This is a genomic window from Brucella ciceri, assembly GCF_041930145.1.
In the GTDB taxonomy this organism is placed as follows: Bacteria; Pseudomonadota; Alphaproteobacteria; order Rhizobiales; family Rhizobiaceae; genus Brucella; species Brucella intermedia.
Genome location: NZ_JBHEEV010000006.1, coordinates 60198 through 79204, shown reverse-complemented (window position 1 = coordinate 79204; position 19007 = coordinate 60198). Strand labels below are relative to the sequence as shown.

Genomic DNA, 19007 nt, shown 5'->3' with positions numbered 1-19007 from the left:
GAGCGGCAATTGAGAAAGCATGGACACGATGAAGACCAACAGGATTTCCTTCCAGGGTGAAGCGGGCGCAAATTCCGATACGGCGTGCCGCAACATGTTTCCCGACATGGAGCCTTTGCCGTGCCCGACTTTCGAGGATGCCTTCAACGCGGTTGAAACCGGCGCCGCCGACCTTGCGATGATCCCCATCGAGAACACGCTGGCCGGTCGCGTCGCGGATATTCATTATCTGCTGCCGCTTGCCGACATGCACATCATTGGCGAATATTTCCTGCCGATCCATTTCCAGCTCATGGTGCTTCCGGGCGTCAAGCGCGAGGAAATCAAGACCGTTCACAGCCACGTCCATGCGCTCGGCCAATGCCGCAACGTCATCCGCCAGAATGGCTGGAAGGGCGTCATCGCGGGCGATACGGCAGGGGCCGCGCGTCTCGTCGCCGACATGAAGGACCGTTCGATGGCGGCGCTTGCGCCAAGCCTTGCTGCCGATCTCTACGGCCTCGATATTCTGGAAGAAAATGTCGAGGATTCGGAAGACAACGTGACCCGCTTCGTGGTCCTGTCCAAGAACAAGCAGTGGGCGCCGCGTCCGGAAAACGGCGAGCGCATCGTGACGACTTTTGTCTTCCGCGTGCGCAACGTCCCGGCTGCGCTCTACAAGGCGCTGGGCGGCTTTGCCACCAATGGCATCAACATGACCAAGCTCGAAAGCTATCAGATCGGCGGGCGTTTCATCGCCACGCAGTTCTATGCCGATGTCGAGGGGCACCCGGAAGACCACAATCTCCAGCTTGCGCTGGAGGAACTGCGCTTCTTCACCAAGGAAGTACGCATTCTCGGCGTCTATCAGGGCAGCGATATTCGCGGCACGCAGTTGCTCGCCGCCGAGTAATCCAGAGAATATCGGGCGGGATCAGTTTTCCGCCCAGGCTTTTATCAGATGGGTTGCGATGGCGCCGGATGGCGGCACCCGCAACCCGTTTTCATGTGTACCCGCCAGCATGGTGCGCACTTCGGCCCTGGAGAACCAGCGGCCGTCTTCCAGCTCCGAGCGGTCGATGGTGAAATCGTCGCTCAAGACCTCGGCATGACAGCCGATCATCAGCGAATAGGGAAACGGCCAGGGCTGGCTCGCGTGATAGGCGACGCGGCCGATGGAGAGCCCCATTTCCTCCACACTTTCGCGGCGCACGGCGGCCTCGATCGTTTCGCCATGCTCGATAAAGCCTGCAAGACAGGAATAGGAGCCGGGCGCGAAATGCGGCCCACGCGCCAGAATGCATTTCTCGCCGCGCACCGGCAGCATGATGGCCACCGGATCGGTGCGTGGAAAATGTTCGGCGCCACAGTTCGGGCATTGCCGCTTGGCCCCGCCGCCTCGCATGTCGGTTTTTGTGCCGCAGCGCCCGCAGTATCGATGATTGGTGTGCCACGCGGTGAGCGCCGCCGCCTGCGCCAGCGCGCCCAGCAGGTCGGCTGAAACCAGCCCTTCCGTGTAGATGCTGCGATAATCCTGCAGCCGGAACGGTGCTTCCATCGTCTCCGGATCAAGCGGGGTCGTCAGAGCCACGATAGGCACGCCGTCCTGAAGGCCGAGCAGAATAGGCTCTTGAAGATCGGCCGCAAATTCCTTCGCCTCGCCGAGGCGGAACAGCGCGCGCGGCGCATTCTCATCGGCATAGTCGAGAAGCAGCCTGTTGCCGCCCAGCAGCATGATTCGCGTTTCGGGAAGTTCCAGCGCCGTGAAGGCAGAATCATCCTGCCGCTTTTCGGACTGGCGGTCGATCCGGTTGCCGGAAAACCCGACAGATCGACTCGGTTCTATTTCCGGCAGGTCGTAGAGACGGAAAGCCATGGTGCTCTCGAATATTGTTCAGGGGATCAGAAGCCTGTCCCGAAACTGTGAATGGTTTTCGGGAAAGTGGCGTGTTCAACCAGATCTACAGCGCCGCGAGAATATCGGCGATCAGCCGGTGGGCGTCCTTTTCGTCATAGGTCTCGCGGGTGCCGAAGCCCCAGACCGGGCCAGGCCAGCCCGCATCGCCCTCGCTGCGGGCGATCACATGCAGATGCAGCTGGCGCACGATATTGCCGAGCGCGCCGGTATTGATCTTGTGGCACGCCGTCACTGTCTTGAGCGCCTGCGCCACGATGCCGGTCTCGAACGTCAGCATGGTCTGGTCCAGCGGCGTCATGTCGTGAATTTCAGTGAGGTCAGGGCGGCGCGGCACCAGGATCAGCCACGGCCAGCGCCGGTCGTTCATCAGCCGAAGCTCGCACAGGCCGAGCTTGGCGACAAAAAACGTGTCGGCATTGAGCCGTTTATCGAGTTCGAATTGTTCCATAAGCGGTTTCTATCAGTTTTTTTCGCCCGGCGCTTGCTTTTTGCACGGTGCCCTTCTTGCATTTTGCTTCACAATTGACGATATGCAAGCCGGGAGGTTGGTGGTGGACGAGCCACTCGCCAACCGGGTCAGGTCCGGAAGGAAGCAGCCCTAACGAGCCACGGCACGGGTCATCGTGCCAGCCTCCCACCCTTTCTCACGACGCCGACGACTGTTGATGGGCAGCCTCTTTGGTTGACGTCGCTCATGAGTCCGGTCCAAACTGGCGACTGGGAAAAAAAGCGGAACAGGAAGAACGGAAGGGCAGCTCATGGACACAAAATCCGCCGGCTTTGCTGCCGATGGGGCCTATCGCGTTCTCGCCCGCAAATATCGCCCCCAGAATTTCAACGATCTCATCGGCCAGGAGCCGATGGTCCGCACGCTCAAAAACGCGTTCGAGACGGGCCGCATCGCGCAGGCCTGGATGCTCACCGGCGTTCGCGGGGTCGGCAAGACCACGACGGCGCGCATTCTGGCGCGCGCGCTCAACTACAAGACCGATACGGTTGACCAGCCGACCATCGACCTTTCCGTACCGGGCGAAAACTGCCAGGCGATCATGGAAGGCCGCCATGTCGACGTGATCGAGATGGACGCCGCCTCGCATACCGGCATCGACGACATTCGCGAGATCATCGAGCAGGTGCGTTACCGCCCGGTCTCCGCGCGTTACAAGGTCTATATCATCGACGAAGTGCACATGCTTTCCACTGCCGCCTTCAACGGCTTGCTGAAGACGCTGGAAGAGCCGCCCCCGCACGTCAAGTTCATCTTCGCCACCACGGAAATCCGAAAAGTGCCGATCACGGTCCTGTCGCGCTGCCAGCGCTTCGACCTGCGTCGCATCGAATCGGGCACGCTAGCCGCACATCTGCGCCGCATCGCGGAAGCGGAAGAGATCGCGGTGGACGACGCGTCGCTCGCCATGATCGCCCGCGCAGGCGAAGGCTCGGCCCGCGATTCGCTGTCGATCTTCGATCAGGCCATTGCGCATGGCGCTGGCGCCGTCACGGCGGAAGCCGTGCGCTCCATGCTGGGCCTTGCCGACCGCGCCCGTATCATCGACCTGTTCGAGATGCTGATGCGCGGCGATGTCGCTGGCGCTCTGACCGAGTTTCGCGCGCAATATGATGTGGGCGCCGATCCGTCGGTGGTGCTGACCGATCTTGCCGATTTCAACCATCTGGTGACGCGCCTGCGCTTTACGCCGGATGTGGCGGAAGACGTGTCGCTGTCGGAAGACGAGCGTGTGCGCGGCCGCGAATTCGCGCAGAAGCTTTCCGTCCGCGTGCTGTCGCGCACCTGGCAGATGCTGCTCAAGGGCATTGCGGAGGTCGACACGGCGGCGAGGCCGGTACAGGCTGCCGAAATGCTTTTGATCCGGCTTGCTCATGCAGCCGATCTGCCGACGCTGGACGAAGCGATCCGCGGTCTCGACAATGGTTCGGTTGCAGCGCCGCGCCCGCAGCCGGGCAGCCCGCGCCCGAATGGCGGCGGCGGTCAGCCTGAAGCGCGCTTTGCCGCCGATGCGGTTGGCTCGTCTTCGATGGCTCCTGCCTCCGGCGGTCCGGCCACGGCCATGCGTATCGTGGAAACGCCGCCGCAGCCGGTTGAGCCATCGGTCGCGCCCCAGCAATTCGTGGAGCCCACGCCGCAACCTTCCGTTCCGGTCAACAGCCTGCACGATGTCGTCGCGCTCGCCGACAAGCACCGCGACATGCAGTTCAAGATTCTGGTCAAGAGCTGTGTGCGCCTTGCATCCATTGCACCCGGACGGCTCGAAATCGGCCTGACCGACGACGCGCCGAAATCGCTGCCGAGCGACATTTCACAGCGCCTCCTGAACTGGACCGGCATTCGCTGGATCGTTACCGTCGCCCGCGACGTGGCGGGGCAGACCATTTCGGAGGCGGAGACCGAGCGCCGCGACAATCTGGTGACCGACGCCCGCGCCGATCCCGATGTTGCCGCCATTCTCGCGGCCTTTCCGGGCGCGAAGATCACCGACGTGCGCATCGCCGTGCCGGAACAGAATGATGACGAGGACATTGACCTCGATGCAATACCGGAAACACCCGGTGCCCTGTCTGAAGACGACTGAATTACGGAATGATGGAGTAAACCCATGCGTGACATGATGGGCATGATGAAGCAGGCGAAGGAATTGCAGGCCAAGATGAAGGCCATGCAGGACGAGATCGCCAATCTGGAGGCCTCGGCCTCTTCCGGCGGCGGGCTGGTGACGATCACCCTGTCGGGCAAGGGCACCCTGTCGGCGCTGAAGATTGACCCGACTTTGATGAAGGAAGAAGAGGTGGAGATCCTCGAAGACCTGATCATCGCCGCGCATAACGACGCCAAGGCCAAGCTGGAAGCGGCCATGGCCGAAAAGACGCAGTCGCTCACCGCCGGCCTGCCGATCCCTCCGGGGTTTAAGCTGCCGTTTTAAGGCAGTAGGGGAATAAGGGAATAGGGGAGTATGTTTTGGTGGGCTGACTGCCGCCATGCCGCATCTCCCCTTGATCCCGTTCCCTACTCCCTTATTCCCCTATTCCCTTACTCCCTTAAGCCAATGTCCAAACGAATAGCCGGTCCAGAAATCGAACGTCTCATCCAGCTCCTGGCCCGTGTGCCGGGGCTTGGGCCGCGTTCGGCCCGTCGCGCGGCGCTGCATCTCATCAAGAAGAAGGAAGCGCTTCTGGTGCCGCTTGGCGGCGCCATGCAGGAGGCCGCCGGAAAGGTGCGCATCTGTTCGTGCTGCGGCAATGTCGACACAAGCGATCCGTGCACGATCTGCACCGATGAGCGCCGCGACCCCGCCACCCTCATCGTGGTGGAAGACGTGTCCGATCTCTGGGCATTGGAGCGCGCCGGTACGATGAATGTGCGCTATCATGTTCTGGGCGGTCGCCTGTCGCCGCTCGATGGCATCGGCCCGGACGATCTCAACATCAAAGGACTGGTGGAGCGCGTCGCCGCCGGTGAAATCAGGGAAGTGATTCTGGCAGTCAACGCCACCGTCGAAGGCCAGACCACCGCGCATTACATCACCGACCAGCTTTCGAGCTTCGACGTGCGCGTGACACGGCTCGCCCACGGCGTTCCGGTCGGCGGCGAACTCGATTATCTGGATGAAGGCACGCTTGCTGCCGCCTTGCGGGCAAGAACCACCCTTTAGAACTAATGGAGAAGGCATGGCAGCGGGAAATTGGAAGCATAGCCTGAAGATTGGTCTTGCACTGGTTGCCAGCCTTGCCATTTCTCCCGCCATCGCCGCGCCGTCCAAAGCGCAGGTTGAAAACCAGTATCGCAGCTGGCTGGAAAAGGACCTCTGGCCGGAAGCGAAGGCGGCAGGCGTGTCCCGCGCCGTGTTCGATCAGGCCTTCGCCGGTGTCTCGATCAACTGGAAACTGCCCGATCTCGTGATTCCCGGCGAAAAGCCCTCGACGCCGAAAGAGCAGAAACAGGCTGAATTCGGTGCGCCTGGCAAATATTTCAATGCCAGGACGATGAGCGCCGTCACAAGCGGCGGACAGGCGCGCTATGGCCAATATGCCAGCCTCCTGAAGCGCATCGAACAGAAATACGGCGTTCCGGGGCCGATCCTGCTTGCCGTCTGGGGCCGCGAATCCGGCTTCGGCACGGTCAAGATTCCGTACAATGCCTATGAGGTTCTCGGCACCAAGGCGTTTATGGCGACCCGCAAGGACATGTTCCGCAAGGAACTGATAGCCGCGCTCGAAATCGCTTCCAGGGGCTATATCGATGAAAGCGCCATGAAAAGCTCATGGGCGGGCGCGCTCGGTCAGCCGCAATTCATGCCGACTTCCTATCTGAAGCACGCCGTCGATTTCGACGGCGACGGCAAGCGCGACATCTGGAATTCGGTCCCCGATACGCTCGCCTCCATCGCCAATTATCTGAAACTGCATGGCTGGCAGAAGGGGCGTGACTGGGGTTTTGAGGTCAGCGTTCCGCAGAACGTGTCCTGTTCGCTGGAAGGTCCGGATCAGGGCAAGACGATTGCCGAATGGGCAAAGCTCGGCATCACGCGTGTGAATGGCAAGCCATTTCCGGCCAATGAAATGAAGAGCGAGGGCTTCCTGCTCATGCCCGCCGGTCGCTATGGCCCGGCCTTCGTGGTGAGCCCGAACTTCTACGTGCTCAAGGACTATAATATGAGCGATCTCTATGCGCTCTTCATCGGCCATGTCGGTGATCGCATCGCCTATGGCGCGGGCGATTTCAGTCACGCATGGGGCGGTGTCGGCTCCATGTATCGCTCCGATATCGGCGCGATGCAGAAGCGCATGCAGGTGCTGGGCTATGATGTCGGCAAGCCGGATGGCCTCCCCGGCTTCAAGACCCGCCGCTCCATTGGCCTGTGGCAGGCGAAGAATGGCATGGCCTCCACCTGCTTCCCGCAGCCGGAATTGTTGCGTCAGATCCGCTGATCTCCGCCGCTTAGCAAATTGGCGAAAGACTGAAGCGCTTTCGTCCTGTAGCGGTCATTGTGCTGCAGCATGAGAAACTGGCGTTGCGGCAGGGCAAAGCCTGCCTTCACCAGTGTTCCGGCTTTCAGATGCGGAGCGGCGACAAGTTCGGATATGGCGGTTACAAAATCGCCGGAGCGCACCGCCGAACAGATGGCCTCGTTCGAGGGCAGTTCCAGCGCCACATGCAGCCGCGCCGGATTGTATCCGGAAGCGCGCATGGCATCCTCGAAAACGCTGCGCGTTCCCGATCCCTGCTCTCGCAATATCCATTTCCCCTCGAAAAGCCGGTCCCAGGTCAGTTTCCCGCCCGCGGCCCAGTCATGGTCGGGACGCGCCACGAGAATAAGCTGGTCGCTTGCAACCTTGGTGATCGACAGCGACGGAGCCTGCACCGCCCCTTCCACAAGGCCGATATCGGCAACGCCTTCCTCTGTCGCCTGGGTCACACTTTCCGTATTTCCGAGTGTCAGCCGCACATCGATCAGCGGAAACTCGCTGTGAAACCGTGCCAGAAAAGACGGCAGCCAATAGCTGGCAATGGTCTGGCTGGCATGGATGGCAAGAATGCCACGCTTGCCACCGCCAAGTTCGGAAAGCATTCGCTCGGCGGAACGGGCGCGGGCCAGCGTCGCGCGCGCCTCGTCCAGAAACATGCGTCCGTCGCCGGTCAGTTCGATCCGCCGCCCGATGCGGTTGAAAAGCGTTGCCCCGTAGCGATCCTCCATGGTCCGGATGGCCGAACTGACTGCTGAAGGGGTCAGATGCAGGGCTTCCGAGGCTCGCGTCAGGTGTTCGCGCTCGGCAACTTCAATGAAAATTCGTAGCTGTTCCAGTGTCATAGCAATGATCGTTCGATTTTACCGAATGAAATATGACATATAATGAAATGGATTGAACAGGTAAAATCGGGCATCTGATCGGAAAATAATTCTTTTCAGCGCAGTATTCAGAAAATGACCTACTCAAAGATCCAGAACATCCTCCCGGGACTTGGCCTGAGCGTCGCGGTTGCAATCGCGGCAATCGGAATTGAGAGGGTCGAGGAACATTATGCGGGTCGCGCCTGGCTCGAAGCGCTGGTAATCGCCATTCTCCTCGGCACGCTCGTGCGGACGTTCCTGCGTCCGGGTCCGCAGTTCAACAAGGGTATAGGCTTTTCGGCCAAGCTGCTTCTGGAGATCGCCGTGGTGCTGCTCGGCGCGTCCATCAGCGCGAGCGCTGTCGTGGCTGCGGGTTCGGGGCTCATTTTCGGCATTGCCGGCGTCGTGGTGCTGGCGATTACGCTCAGCTACGGGATCGGACGCCTGCTGAAACTTCCGCACCGCATGGCCGTGCTGGTCGCCTGCGGCAATTCCATTTGCGGCAATTCCGCCATCGCCGCAACCGCTCCGGTCATCGGTGCGGAAAGCGAGGACGTGGCGGCTTCTATCGCCTTCACTGCAATTCTGGGCGTGGCCGTCGTGCTGCTCCTGCCGCTTCTGGTGCCGCTTCTGGGGCTGTCGCACACGCAATATGGCGTGCTGGCGGGACTTACCGTCTATGCCGTGCCGCAGGTGCTGGCCGCCACCGCCCCGGTCGCCACGATCAGCGTGCAGCTTGGCACGCTGGTGAAGCTCGTGCGCGTGCTGATGCTGGGACCGGTCATTCTGGCTCTGGCGCTACTTGCCGGAAACAAGGACGCGAATGCCAAGCCTGGCTTCTTCCAGCTTGTGCCATGGTTCATCCTCGGCTTCCTCGGCATGATGGCGCTGCATTCGCTGCACCTGATACCGGAATCGATCCTGCCCGGTATCCAGTCTGCTTCGACAATCCTCACCATCGTTTCCATGGCGGCCCTTGGCCTCGGCGTGGATATCCGTTCGGTGGCTTCCGCCGGTGGCCGCGTCACGCTGACGGCAGTGCTTTCGCTGGTGGCTCTCGGCGCCATCAGCCTTGGCCTGATCCATATGCTCAGTGTTGCCTAGCTCGATCGGACAATAAAAAGGCTTTAGTGAAATGTGTGAAAGGCCGGAATGGTGACATCCCGGCCTTTCTTCTGCGAGCATTGCGCTTCGATTTGCGTTGGCAGCGTTCTCTATGACGTGGTGCTGCAAGACCGTTTACCCGCCAATGTGCGTGTCCCCATTCAATAACGAAAAAGCCCGCCATAAGGCGGGCTTTTCCATGTTCGGTCAAAGAGGAAAAGATTAGTTCTTTTCCTGCTTCTTCAGAGCGGCACCGAGGATGTCGCCGAGCGAAGCGCCGGAGTCGGACGAACCGTACTGAGCGACAGCTTCCTTTTCTTCGGCGATTTCGAGCGCCTTGATCGAGACCTGCAGCTTGCGGGTCTTCTTGTCGAAGGCGATGACGCGGGCGTCAACCTTCTGACCGACCGTGAAGCGTTCCGGACGCTGTTCGTCGCGGTCACGCGACAGATCCGAACGCTTGATGAAGCTTTCCAGATCGTGGTCGACGAGACGGACTTCCAGGCCACCGTCGGTAACGGCGGTCACTTCGCAGGTCACAACGGCGTTCTTGCGCAGTTCGCCCGAAGCTGCTGCTTCGCCGACCTTGTCGCCGGAAAGCTGCTTGATGCCGAGCGAGATGCGTTCCTTCTCGACGTCAACGTCGAGAACGACAGCCTTGACGACTTCACCCTTGTTGTACTCTTCGATGACCTGTTCGCCCGGACGGTTCCAGTCGAGGTCGGAGAGGTGAACCATGCCGTCAACGTCGCCGTCGAGGCCGATGAACAGGCCGAATTCGGTCTTGTTCTTGACTTCGCCTTCAACAACGGTGCCGACAGGGTACTTCTGGGCAAAGGTCGTCCACGGATTGTCGAGGGTCTGCTTGAGGCCGAGCGAGATACGGCGCTTGACCGGATCAACTTCGAGCACAACGACTTCGACTTCCTGCGTGGTGGAAAGAATCTTGCCCGGATGGACATTCTTCTTGGTCCACGACATTTCGGAAACGTGGATGAGGCCTTCGATGCCCGGCTCGATTTCGACGAACGCACCGTAGTCGGTGATGTTCGTGACGGTGCCGGTGATCTTCTTGCCGATCGGGTACTTCGCGCCGATGCCATCCCAGGGATCGTTCTCGAGCTGCTTCATGCCGAGCGAGATACGATGGGTTTCCTGGTTGATGCGGATGATCTGCACCTTGACCGTCTGGCCGATGGTGAGGATTTCCGACGGATGGTTGACGCGGCGCCATGCCATGTCGGTCACGTGCAGCAGACCGTCGATGCCGCCGAGGTCGACGAACGCACCGTAATCGGTGATGTTCTTGACGACGCCTTCAACGACCTGACCTTCTTCAAGGTTCTGGACGATTTCCGAACGCTGTTCCGCACGGCTTTCTTCAAGAACGGTACGGCGCGAGACAACGATGTTGCCGCGACGCTTGTCCATCTTGAGGATTTCGAACGGTTGCGGGACGTGCATGAGCGGGGTGACGTCGCGGATCGGACGGATGTCGACCTGCGAACGCGGCAGGAACGCAACAGCGCCGTCGAGGTCGACGGTGAAACCGCCCTTGACCTGATTGAAGATCACGCCATCGACGCGCTCGCCGTTGGCGAACTTCTGCTCGAGCTTGACCCAGCTTTCTTCACGGCGTGCTTTTTCGCGCGACAGGACAGCTTCGCCCAGAGCGTTTTCGATGCGCTCGACGTAGACTTCCACTTCGTCGCCCGGCTTCAGCGAGCCGTCTTTGCCCTTTGCGCCGAATTCCTTCAGCGGCACGCGGCCTTCGACCTTCAGACCGGCGTCGATGATCGCCATGTCCTTTTCAATGGCCACGATGCGGCCCTTGACGACATAACCTTCAGCAAGGTCGTTCGTGGCAAAGGATTCCGCCAGCAGCGACTCGAAGTCTGCGAGGGATGGATTGAATTCTGACATGAATACTCCTGGTGCATCCGGAAAATTCATCGGATGCAGCGCCGGGGGTTAGTGTTGCGTTGTGCCCGACCTCGGCCCCGTCTTTGCAGACAACCGGCGCGTGGAACGCGAAGTCAGGCTTTTCAGTATGAGTGCAGCCTATATAGGTCCGAACTCAGGATAATCCAGCGTTTCGAGGCACAATGATATCCAAAAGGCCTTAAAACCTGCCGGATTTCATCCCCGATGCTGCGCCAAAGCGTGATCGATCAGCTTTTTTGCGGCCAGAAATGCCGCTTCTATACTCATTTCGCTCGTATCAAGCAAGTGCGCGTCTTCCGCGGGCTTCAAGGGAGAATCGATCCGGTTCGTGTCACGCTCGTCGCGCTTCCTGAGATCGGCGAGGATTTCCGCAAGATCGGCCTCCTCGCCGCGCGCCACGATTTCCTCATGGCGGCGCTCCGCACGCACTTCGGGCGACGCCGTGACGAAGAGCTTTATCGCCGCATCGGGACAGACGACGGTGCCGATGTCGCGCCCGTCAAGCACGCTCGAGGGCAGGGCATTGGCGAAATTGCGCTGCGCCTCGACGAGCGCCCGCCTGACCTTCGGCATGACGGCGACCTTGGAGGCCGCCTCGCCGATGGTGTGGGCGGAAAGGACGGCCTTGTCCATCTCGCGCAGGTCGAGATTGCGTGCTGCCTCAGCCGCCACCGCCTCGTCGTCGAGCGGCAGGCCCTTGTCGAGAAGCGCCTTGGCGACGGCGCGATAGGTCAGCCCCGTATCCAGATGCGGCATGCCGTAGTGAATGGCGATGCGCCGGGCAAGGGTTCCCTTGCCCGAAGCGGCCGGTCCGTCGATAGCGACGATAAACGGCGTCATTGCGCGTTGCTCAGCTCGATCTTCGCGCCCAGTCCCGGCATCATGTCCATGAATTCGGGGAAGGACGTCGCGATCATGTTGCTGTCGTCAACCGTCACCGGCTTTTCCGACGCAAGGCCCATCACGAGGAAGCTCATCGCGATGCGGTGATCGAGATGGGTTGCAACCGTGCCGCCGCCCAGTCCCTTGCCGTCGGGACGGCCGCGAACCGTCAGCGACATCTCGCCTTCGGTGCAATCAACGCCATTGGCTTCAAGGCCGCGTGCGACCGCTGCCAGACGATCCGATTCCTTGACACGCAGTTCGTCGAGCCCGTCCATCACGGTTTCGCCGTCCGCGAAGGAGGCGGCAATCGCCAGGACCGGATATTCGTCGATCATCGACGGCGCGCGTTCCGGCGGAACGACGACGCCCTTGAGCTTCGAGGCCCTGACGCGCAGATCGGCGACATCCTCGCCGCCAGCAAGACGGGCATTGAGCACTTCGATATCGGCGCCCATTTCCTGCAAGGTGAGGATGAGGCCGGTACGGGTCGGATTCATCAGCACGTTGCGGATGGTGACGTCGGAACCGTCCACCAGGAGGGCCGCAACGAGCGGGAAAGCAGTCGAGGACGGATCGCCCGGCACGTCGATGGTCTGGCCGACAAGCTTGCCCTGGCCGGTGATGCGGATATGGCGCACGCCCTCCTTGTCGGTCTCGACCGTGAGGTCGGCGCCAAAGCCCTGCAGCATCTTTTCGGTGTGGTCGCGGGTCATGACCGGCTCAATGACCGTGGTGACGCCCGGCGTGTTGAGACCGGCGAGCAGCACGGCGGATTTTACCTGCGCGGAGGCCATCGGCACGCGATAGGTGATCGGATTGGCCGTCTTCGGGCCGATCAGCGTCAGCGGCATGCGGTCGCCATCGGCTGCTTCCACCTGAACGCCCATTTCGCGCAACGGGTTCAGCACGCGGCCCATCGGGCGCTTCGACAGCGAGGCGTCGCCGATAAAGGAGGTCTTCATGTCATAGGTGCCGACAAGGCCCATGGTGAGGCGCGCGCCGGTTCCGGCATTGCCGAAATCGAGCGCTGCTTCGGGCTGCAACAGGCAGCCATTGCCGACGCCGTTGATGATCCAGACATCGCCATCCTTACGGATTTTCGCGCCCATGGCCTGCATGGCGCGGCCTGTATTGATGACGTCCTCGCCTTCCAGAAGGCCGGTGATGCGGGTTTCGCCCGATGCGAGACCGCCAAACATGAAGGAGCGATGCGAGATGGACTTGTCGCCCGGAATGCGGATTTCGCCCGTGAGTGCCTCCGAGCGGCGGGCGGTTGCTGGTTTCGGGGATGCAGAATGGGACATGGATTTTTCACAGTCACATTTTGGCGCGATCTCGCGCCGGGATTGAGAGATAAGCGGGGCTTCCCTAGCATAGTAATATTGTGTGGTCATCCGCGAATACGCGGCGCAGGCGACACGGAGGCGGAAGAGTCTGCATATGCGCGTGCGTTTGGCTTTGACAAACGCGCCAAATTGCGTTTATGCACCGGACAACACTGTAAACGCGCTTGAGACTTGCCCCTTGCCATATGGTTCAGTGAGCAGCATGGTGATGGGCTGTATGCTTCGAGGCAGGCATCCCGGCGCGATAATATGAATTTGTGTCCCCGTGCAAATTAACGAGGCTAGACGTGGCAAAAGCTGAACTTGGTACCAAGCGTATCGACCCGGAAACGGGCAAGAAATTTTACGATCTCAATCGTGATCCGATCGTTTCGCCTTACACCGGCATTTCCTATCCGCGGTCCTATTTCGACTCCACGCTTGAAAGCCGTGTCGTTGAAGAGGAAACCGAAGAGGAAGAACTGGATACGGCACTGGAAAAGCCGGATTTCGTCTCGCTCGAGGACGCCGACGACGAAACCAAGGGCGGCGGCGACGATCTGCCGGATATCGACGACGACGATGTCGATCTGGGCGACGACGATGACGACACCTTCCTCGAAGAAGAGGAAGACGAGGACGACGACATGTCGGGCATTCTCGGTGGCGGCGTCGGCGGCGACGACGAAGAAGGCTGATCCATTCAGCCGGTCCGGACATGATGCTTTTGCGAGGCGGCCTTCGGGTCGCCTCGTTTCGTTTTGGGCGCCTCTTGCATGAATACCGCCGCGATCTGTGAATTATTTTTGGCAGATGTGAAAAGAGTTGCGATTTAGCTCTTGATCTTCTCGCGAACGCCATTTAATAAGCCGCCACACCGGGCAGCAAGTCCTGCCTGGCCCACCTCGAAAGAGGTCTGATGGGGCCATAGCTCAGCTGGGAGAGCGCCTGCATGGCATGCAGGAGGTCAGCGGTTCGATCCCGCTTGGCTCCACCAAATTTTCCTTCCCGACAAGCCAGTCACAGACCAGTTCGATCATCGCGACAGCTGTCATCGAACCAGCAATGTTTCGCGCCGGAAAACCGCGCGACATTCGACCGGCTTTCCCGGACGGCCATGCTCGACAACTCCCAAAAAATTGGTAAGTAGAGTTTCGTAAAAGTAATTTTCATGGCTTTTGTGAATGAGCAGGCTTCCTGATTTCGATGGATTGCGGTTTCTATTGTGTATAGGGATCGCCGTCTTTCATTTTTCCTTCCGAATTCCGGTGAAGAATGAAACATTGAATGAATTTATATTAGCCTTTTCTTATTTTACAGATGTCTTCTTTATCGTTTCCGGGCTCTTTCTGGCGCGGCGGCGGAATTATCTTTGGAGCTGGCCCCGTTATGTGGCTTTCGTCGGCAAGCGGCTGGCGCGGATTTATCCGCTGCACGTGGTTGCCTTTTCCTGTTTCGCGCTGCTATCCGCCCTCGCGGCGGCGGGAATCCTGCACCCTCTGGGCGAGCACAGTACAAGCTGGCGCGACGGGCTGGCACAGTTGCTGCTGGTCCACAATTGGGGATTGGGCCACACCTCCTCCTACAATTATGTCAGCTGGTCGCTGAGCGCGCTTCTGGCCATGTATCTGGCTTTCCCGCTATTCGACATGGTGTGCCGCCGTTTCGGGAGCTGGGTCCTGGTGGGCGTCATTGTTGCGACTGTGGCAGGCGAATATCTGGCGCAAAAGCTCGGCGTCCTGTCGCTTACCCGCATTCAGCTGTCCAATGTGGGCGTCTTCCGGGCCTTGCCTTCCTTTCTGTTCGGAATGTGGCTTGCCCGCAGGGAACATCCGGCCATGCCGGGGGCGGTCGTCAAAAGCCTGCTTGCCGGCTGCCTCGCCGTCTTTCTGTTCTGCCACCCGGAAAACGGCCCGGGCGAACCCCACACACTGGAAGGTCCCTTGCGGCTGGCATTCATTTATACGGGCGTCTATGTGCTCTATCTCGCATCCAGTCAGGGGATTTATACGCCGCTGCAATGGCGCCGGCTGGCAAGCCTCTCCCGTTACAGCTTTGGCATCTTCATCCTGCATCCGCTGGTCGGGATGATGTTTTTCCGAATGGCGCCGGAGCGGTGGAGCGAGACGACGGCGGGCGCGGTTCTGGTCATCTGTGGGGCTGCTGTCGCCAGCGTGTTGACCGCGGCTGCTGCCTATCACCTGTTCGAGAATCCGCTCCACCGCTGGCTGGTGAAAAGGCTCGATGTTTGGGTCGGCGGATATGAGCGCGGCTCTGCCGAAGCCACGCAAGACTGCCTGCCTGTCGTCCGATAGGCAGGCGTGCCACCGGCTCCGTCAGGCCGTGCGCGTCGTGCCGCTGTCCTGCCGCATCAGATAAAGCGATGCGCCGACGATCAGCGCGGCCCCCGGCCAGAAGTTGATGCCCGGCGCGGCGGCAAAAACGATCCAGCCGAAAATCACATTGATCGGTAGTCTCAGATCGTCGAACGGCTGCAGATAAACCGCATCCGCGATCGAATAGGCTGCAATCTGGAAATATTGCGCCAGGGCAGTGAAAGCTCCGATGACGATCAATATCGACCAGATTTCGACGTTCGGCGCGGCGATTGCCGTCATGCTGAGGCCGGATGCGAGCCAAAGCGCTGCATTGATGGGGGTGAGCAGCACCAGCATATAGGCCGAAATGCTGGCGGGCCTTTCAAAACGGGTCAGATATTTGGTCATCACCGAATAGCCCGCCCACAGTGCGGCGGCGAGGACCGGCAGCAGCGAATAGACCGTATAGGAATCCGACCAGGGCGCGATGATGACCAGCGCGCCGACAAAGCCGGCGAATGTGGTGAGCAGCCGCGCCGGCGTGACCTTTTCCCGCAGAAACAGCCGCGCGCAAAGGATGACGAAGAACGGCGAGGTCATGGAAAGGGCGACCACCTGCCAGATCGGCACATGGGTAAGCGCGTAGATCCACACCTGCACGCCGGCTGCGGCCAGCGCGACGCGCATGACATGAAGGCCGAAGCGGCTGGTGCGCAGGGCTCCCGCGCCATCGCGAATGAGCATGGGCAGTGTCAGCACCAGCGCGATCACATATTGCCAGAAGGCGATGATGACGGATGGAATGCCGGTACGTGTTCCCGCCAATTGGGTGGCGACGTTGACTGCGGCATAGGCCGAACAGGCCGCGACCATCAGCGCTGCGCCGCGCACGGTCGGTTTTAAAGTTGGGGCAGAGGCAAGTTGGCTCAACGGTTTCTTCCTTCGGAGCATTTTGCAGCCAAATGAAAACATCTGGCGACGCAAAGATGCGGCAAAACGATAGGGCGCGTTCCGGTTTCGGCGGAACTTGCCCTGGCAAGCCTGTCACCTCAGGGTACGGGAAGAAAAACAACACAATGAAGACGGCAAGCCGTCCGGCACGCGCATGCTTCCAACCTCGTTCTCTTTCATCCGGACTATGACCGTCGGCTTCGGAATTGCACCGAATCTGCTGACCCTGACACATTTGCCGTGACAGGCGCTCGCGGGCTTCGGGTCCTTGACCCGTTACCGCCGGTGGGGAGTTTCACCCCGCCCTGAGAACTGGATATCTTTCTTGCGCCAAAGGCAGGAACTGCACTCCGGCGCTGGCTTTAAATAGGCCACGCTTTTTTGCATGGCAAGACAGTCGCTGCTCATGCGGCAATGATGCGTTGCAGATGCCTCTTCTTGCGCCCTTGATCGTCAGCCCATGGGAAAAGCATGGACGGATCGGAAACTCTCTTCTAGAAATCCGTGACGGAGTTGATCGGGAGAGGATCTGCTCCGCATGGTTCTGGGAGGAATGATGAGCACCAACGCAGTCCCCACGCAGCTTTCGCATGACCGCCCCCTGTGGCAGCCGGATGCGGGGCGCATCGCCGCCAGCAATCTGGAGCAGTTCCGCATTCGCGCCGAACAGCGCACGGGCCTGAGCCTGCCGGATTATGCCGCGCTGCATCGCTGGTCTGTCGAGGATCGCGCCGGTTTCTGGCAGCTTGTGTGGGATTTCTGCGAGGTCGTCGGCGAGCGCGGCAATACGGCCCTTGTCGACAAGGGCCATATGCGCGAGGCAAGGTTCTTTCCGCAGGCGCGGCTCAATTTCGCGGAAAACCTGTTGCGCCATGAGGGCGACGGAGAAGCCATCGTCTTCCGCGGTGAGGACAAGGTCGAACGGCGCCTGAGTTGGGACGATCTTCATGCGCTGGTGTCCAGATTGCAGCAGTTCATGCTGGCGGAGGGTGTTGAGCCCGGCGACCGTGTCGCGGGCATGATGCCCAACATGCCGGAGGCGGTTGCCCTCATGCTGGCCGCTTCGTCCATCGGCGCGGTCTGGTCTTCCTGTTCGCCGGATTTCGGCGTGCAGGGCGTGCTCGACCGTTTCGGCCAGATCGAGCCGAAGCTTTTCTTCGCCTGCGACGGCTACTGGTATAACGGCAAGCGCATCGACGTGGCCGGCAAGGTTGCCGAAGTGACCGCAAAACTGCCGGGGCTGAAGCGGGCCGTCATCGTCACCTATCTGGGCGAAGCGGAAGCCGTGGCTGAGAGGGCGGAAAAGGGCATTGCGCTCGATGCGGCCCTTGAGCCATTCCGGGCCAGAGCCGTGGAGTTCACCCGGCTGCTCTTCGATCATCCGCTTTATATCCTGTTTTCCTCCGGCACGACGGGCATTCCGAAATGCATCGTGCATCGGGCGGGCGGCGTGCTGTTGCAGCATCTGAAGGAACACCGCCTTCACGCGGATTTGCGCGAGGATGACCGCTTCTTCTACTTCACCACCTGCGGCTGGATGATGTGGAACTGGCTGGCTTCGGGCATCGCTTCCGGCGCAACGCTGCTGCTCTATGACGGTTCGCCCTTCTATCCCGATGGCAATGTTCTGTTCGACTATGCCGCCGCCGAGGGCATGACCTATTTCGGCACGTCGGCGAAATTCATCGATGCCGTGCTGAAAGCCGGGCTGAAGCCCGGTGAGACGCATGATCTGTCGGCGCTGCGCACCATTTCGTCCACGGGTTCGCCGCTGTCGCCGGAAGGCTTTGCCTTCGTCTATGACGCGATCAAGAGCGACGTGCATCTTGCCTCCATTTCCGGCGGCACCGATATCGTGTCCTGCTTCGTGCTCGGCGTCCCCACGGAACCGGTGTGGCTCGGCGAAATCCAGGGCCCGGGCCTTGGCATGGCGGTCGATGTCTGGAACGACGATGGCAAGCCGGTGCGGGGCGAGAAGGGCGAACTGGTTTGCACGAAAGCCTTTCCCTGCATGCCGCTGGAATTCTGGAACGATCCGGAGGGCGCGAAATATCAGGCCGCCTATTTCGAGCGTTTCGACAATATCTGGTGCCACGGCGATTTTGCCGAATGGACCGGGCATGACGGTATCGTCATCCATGGCCGTTCGGATGCGACGCTGAACCCCGGCGGCGTGCGCATCGGTACAGCGGAGATCTACAATCAGGTCGAGCAGATGCCGGAAGTCGCGGAGGCGCTCTGCATCGGGCAGGACTGGGACAAGGATGTGCGGGTGGTGCTGTTCGTGCGGCTTGCCGAAGGTGTCGCGCTGGACGACGATCTCAAGGCCCGCATCAAGGCGAAAATCCGTACCGGCGCCACGCCGCGCCATGTCCCGGCGAAAATCGTCGCCGTCCGCGATATTCCGCGCACCAAGTCGGGAAAGATCGTGGAGCTGGCCGTGCGCGACATCGTGCATGGACGCGAGGTGAAGAACCGCGAGGCGCTGGCCAATCCGGAAGCCCTGGAGCTCTATCACGACATTGCCGAGCTTCATCAGGACTGATTTGACCATCCTGCAACTGTTTGGAATGGCCGGGTAGCGAGCGCAACAAAATTTCGTTATCCGGCAATAAATAGCCACAGAACGCCACGCAAGGCCATTGCCTATTTGACCGCCACGGGACACTCTGCCTTCAACATAAGCCATCCTGCAGAGGATGGTCGCCGGGCAGAACTTGTGGAGGACGAGTATGTT

At 60.4% G+C, this 19007-nt stretch carries 16 protein-coding genes, 1 tRNA gene, 1 other RNA gene and 1 riboswitch; of the genes, 11 read left to right on the top strand and 7 right to left on the bottom strand.

Annotated features, from left to right (window positions below; all coding sequences use genetic code 11):
- Window positions 1–28 precede the first annotated feature (28 nt).
- Complete coding sequence (locus JNC63_RS13390; RefSeq protein ID WP_036593082.1) at window positions 29–892, top strand: prephenate dehydratase; 864 nt, start codon at window positions 29–31, stop codon at window positions 890–892.
- 21 nt (window positions 893–913) lie between these two features.
- On the opposite strand, the gene nudC is transcribed toward JNC63_RS13390, so the two are convergent.
- Window positions 914–1855, bottom strand: a complete 942-nt coding sequence (gene nudC, locus JNC63_RS13385) for an NAD(+) diphosphatase (protein ID WP_063619885.1) — start codon at window positions 1853–1855, stop codon at window positions 914–916.
- Between the two features lie 85 nt (window positions 1856–1940).
- On the bottom strand, window positions 1941–2345 hold the full coding sequence (locus JNC63_RS13380; RefSeq protein WP_063619886.1) for an HIT domain-containing protein: 405 nt from the start codon (window positions 2343–2345) through the stop codon (window positions 1941–1943).
- 92 nt (window positions 2346–2437) lie between these two features.
- On the opposite strand from JNC63_RS13380, the gene ffs reads away from it, so the two are divergent.
- The 5 genes from ffs (at window position 2438) to JNC63_RS13355 (ending at window position 6841) form a co-directional block, all read left to right on the top strand.
- An RNA gene (gene ffs / locus JNC63_RS13375) (signal recognition particle sRNA small type) lies at window positions 2438–2535 on the top strand.
- A gap of 120 nt (window positions 2536–2655) precedes the next feature.
- A complete protein-coding gene (locus tag JNC63_RS13370) occupies window positions 2656–4488 on the top strand; it encodes a DNA polymerase III subunit gamma/tau (RefSeq protein WP_063619887.1) in 1833 nt (610 codons plus the stop codon).
- 24 nt (window positions 4489–4512) lie between these two features.
- Entirely contained in the window at window positions 4513–4836 is a 324-nt protein-coding gene (locus JNC63_RS13365; protein WP_006465738.1) for a YbaB/EbfC family nucleoid-associated protein, read from the top strand.
- A 123-nt stretch (window positions 4837–4959) separates the two neighbouring features.
- Entirely contained in the window at window positions 4960–5565 is a 606-nt protein-coding gene (gene recR / locus JNC63_RS13360; RefSeq protein ID WP_063619888.1) for a recombination mediator RecR, read from the top strand.
- 16 nt (window positions 5566–5581) lie between these two features.
- Window positions 5582–6841: a lytic murein transglycosylase gene (locus JNC63_RS13355; RefSeq protein ID WP_063619889.1), complete on the top strand. Its 1260-nt coding sequence runs from the start codon at window positions 5582–5584 to the stop codon at window positions 6839–6841.
- Here the strand turns inward: JNC63_RS13355 and JNC63_RS13350 are convergent.
- A complete protein-coding gene (locus JNC63_RS13350) occupies window positions 6829–7722 on the bottom strand; it encodes a LysR family transcriptional regulator (RefSeq protein ID WP_063619890.1) in 894 nt (297 codons plus the stop codon). The two genes, JNC63_RS13355 and JNC63_RS13350, sit on opposite strands and share 13 nt — an antisense overlap.
- Window positions 7723–7836: 114 nt before the next feature.
- On the opposite strand from JNC63_RS13350, the gene JNC63_RS13345 reads away from it, so the two are divergent.
- Window positions 7837–8847 (top strand): YeiH family protein, encoded by a 1011-nt coding sequence (locus JNC63_RS13345; protein ID WP_006465742.1) that lies wholly within the window; start codon window positions 7837–7839, stop codon window positions 8845–8847.
- A gap of 222 nt (window positions 8848–9069) precedes the next feature.
- Here the strand turns inward: JNC63_RS13345 and rpsA are convergent, their stop codons facing one another.
- The 3 genes from rpsA to aroA all read right to left on the bottom strand — a co-directional run bounded on the left by rpsA (window position 9070) and on the right by aroA (window position 12980).
- Window positions 9070–10770: a 30S ribosomal protein S1 gene (gene rpsA / locus JNC63_RS13340; RefSeq protein WP_006471225.1), complete on the bottom strand. Its 1701-nt coding sequence runs from the start codon at window positions 10768–10770 to the stop codon at window positions 9070–9072.
- 216 nt (window positions 10771–10986) lie between these two features.
- Window positions 10987–11631, bottom strand: coding sequence for a (d)CMP kinase (gene cmk / locus JNC63_RS13335; RefSeq protein ID WP_063619891.1), 645 nt, complete (start codon window positions 11629–11631; stop codon window positions 10987–10989).
- The gene (aroA, locus tag JNC63_RS13330) at window positions 11628–12980 is read right to left on the bottom strand and encodes a 3-phosphoshikimate 1-carboxyvinyltransferase (protein WP_063619892.1); all 1353 of its coding nucleotides are present in this window, start codon (window positions 12978–12980) and stop codon (window positions 11628–11630) included. Before aroA ends, cmk begins: the two co-directional genes overlap by 4 nt.
- Window positions 12981–13309: 329 nt before the next feature.
- Between aroA and JNC63_RS13325 the strand changes: the two genes are divergently transcribed.
- The 3 genes from JNC63_RS13325 (at window position 13310) to JNC63_RS13315 (ending at window position 15316) form a co-directional block, all read left to right on the top strand.
- Window positions 13310–13699, top strand: a complete 390-nt coding sequence (locus JNC63_RS13325) for a TIGR02300 family protein (RefSeq protein ID WP_006471224.1) — start codon at window positions 13310–13312, stop codon at window positions 13697–13699.
- Window positions 13700–13922: 223 nt separating this feature from the next.
- A tRNA-Ala gene (locus tag JNC63_RS13320) sits at window positions 13923–13998 on the top strand.
- Between the two features lie 187 nt (window positions 13999–14185).
- Entirely contained in the window at window positions 14186–15316 is a 1131-nt protein-coding gene (locus tag JNC63_RS13315; protein ID WP_063619893.1) for an acyltransferase family protein, read from the top strand.
- 21 nt (window positions 15317–15337) lie between these two features.
- Here JNC63_RS13315 and JNC63_RS13310 read toward each other — a convergent pair whose 3' ends face one another.
- Window positions 15338–16249, bottom strand: a complete 912-nt coding sequence (locus JNC63_RS13310; protein ID WP_281182056.1) for a DMT family transporter — start codon at window positions 16247–16249, stop codon at window positions 15338–15340.
- A gap of 185 nt (window positions 16250–16434) precedes the next feature.
- Window positions 16435–16587, bottom strand: a riboswitch (FMN riboswitch).
- 239 nt (window positions 16588–16826) lie between these two features.
- Between JNC63_RS13310 and JNC63_RS13305 the strand changes: the two genes are divergently transcribed.
- Window positions 16827–18815, top strand: coding sequence for an acetoacetate--CoA ligase (locus JNC63_RS13305; RefSeq protein ID WP_063881956.1), 1989 nt, complete (start codon window positions 16827–16829; stop codon window positions 18813–18815).
- Window positions 18816–19007 lie beyond the last annotated feature (192 nt).

Bases quoted from the DNA above. Each gene is read 5' to 3' on its own strand.
- recR (WP_063619888.1), top strand. From the start codon at position 4,960: ATGTCCAAACGAATAGCCGGTCCAGAAATCGAACGTCTCATCCAGCTC.
- nudC (WP_063619885.1), bottom strand. From the start codon at position 1,855: ATGGCTTTCCGTCTCTACGACCTGCCGGAAATAGAACCGAGTCGATCT.
- JNC63_RS13370 (WP_063619887.1), top strand. From the start codon at position 2,656: ATGGACACAAAATCCGCCGGCTTTGCTGCCGATGGGGCCTATCGCGTT.
- JNC63_RS13390 (WP_036593082.1), top strand. From the start codon at position 29: ATGAAGACCAACAGGATTTCCTTCCAGGGTGAAGCGGGCGCAAATTCC.
- JNC63_RS13345 (WP_006465742.1), top strand. From the start codon at position 7,837: ATGACCTACTCAAAGATCCAGAACATCCTCCCGGGACTTGGCCTGAGC.
- JNC63_RS13350 (WP_063619890.1), bottom strand. From the start codon at position 7,722: ATGACACTGGAACAGCTACGAATTTTCATTGAAGTTGCCGAGCGCGAA.
- JNC63_RS13365 (WP_006465738.1), top strand. From the start codon at position 4,513: ATGCGTGACATGATGGGCATGATGAAGCAGGCGAAGGAATTGCAGGCC.
- JNC63_RS13380 (WP_063619886.1), bottom strand. From the start codon at position 2,345: ATGGAACAATTCGAACTCGATAAACGGCTCAATGCCGACACGTTTTTT.
- JNC63_RS13315 (WP_063619893.1), top strand. From the start codon at position 14,186: ATGAGCAGGCTTCCTGATTTCGATGGATTGCGGTTTCTATTGTGTATA.
- JNC63_RS13355 (WP_063619889.1), top strand. From the start codon at position 5,582: ATGGCAGCGGGAAATTGGAAGCATAGCCTGAAGATTGGTCTTGCACTG.
- rpsA (WP_006471225.1), bottom strand. From the start codon at position 10,770: ATGTCAGAATTCAATCCATCCCTCGCAGACTTCGAGTCGCTGCTGGCG.
- JNC63_RS13305 (WP_063881956.1), top strand. From the start codon at position 16,827: ATGAGCACCAACGCAGTCCCCACGCAGCTTTCGCATGACCGCCCCCTG.
- cmk (WP_063619891.1), bottom strand. From the start codon at position 11,631: ATGACGCCGTTTATCGTCGCTATCGACGGACCGGCCGCTTCGGGCAAG.
- aroA (WP_063619892.1), bottom strand. From the start codon at position 12,980: ATGTCCCATTCTGCATCCCCGAAACCAGCAACCGCCCGCCGCTCGGAG.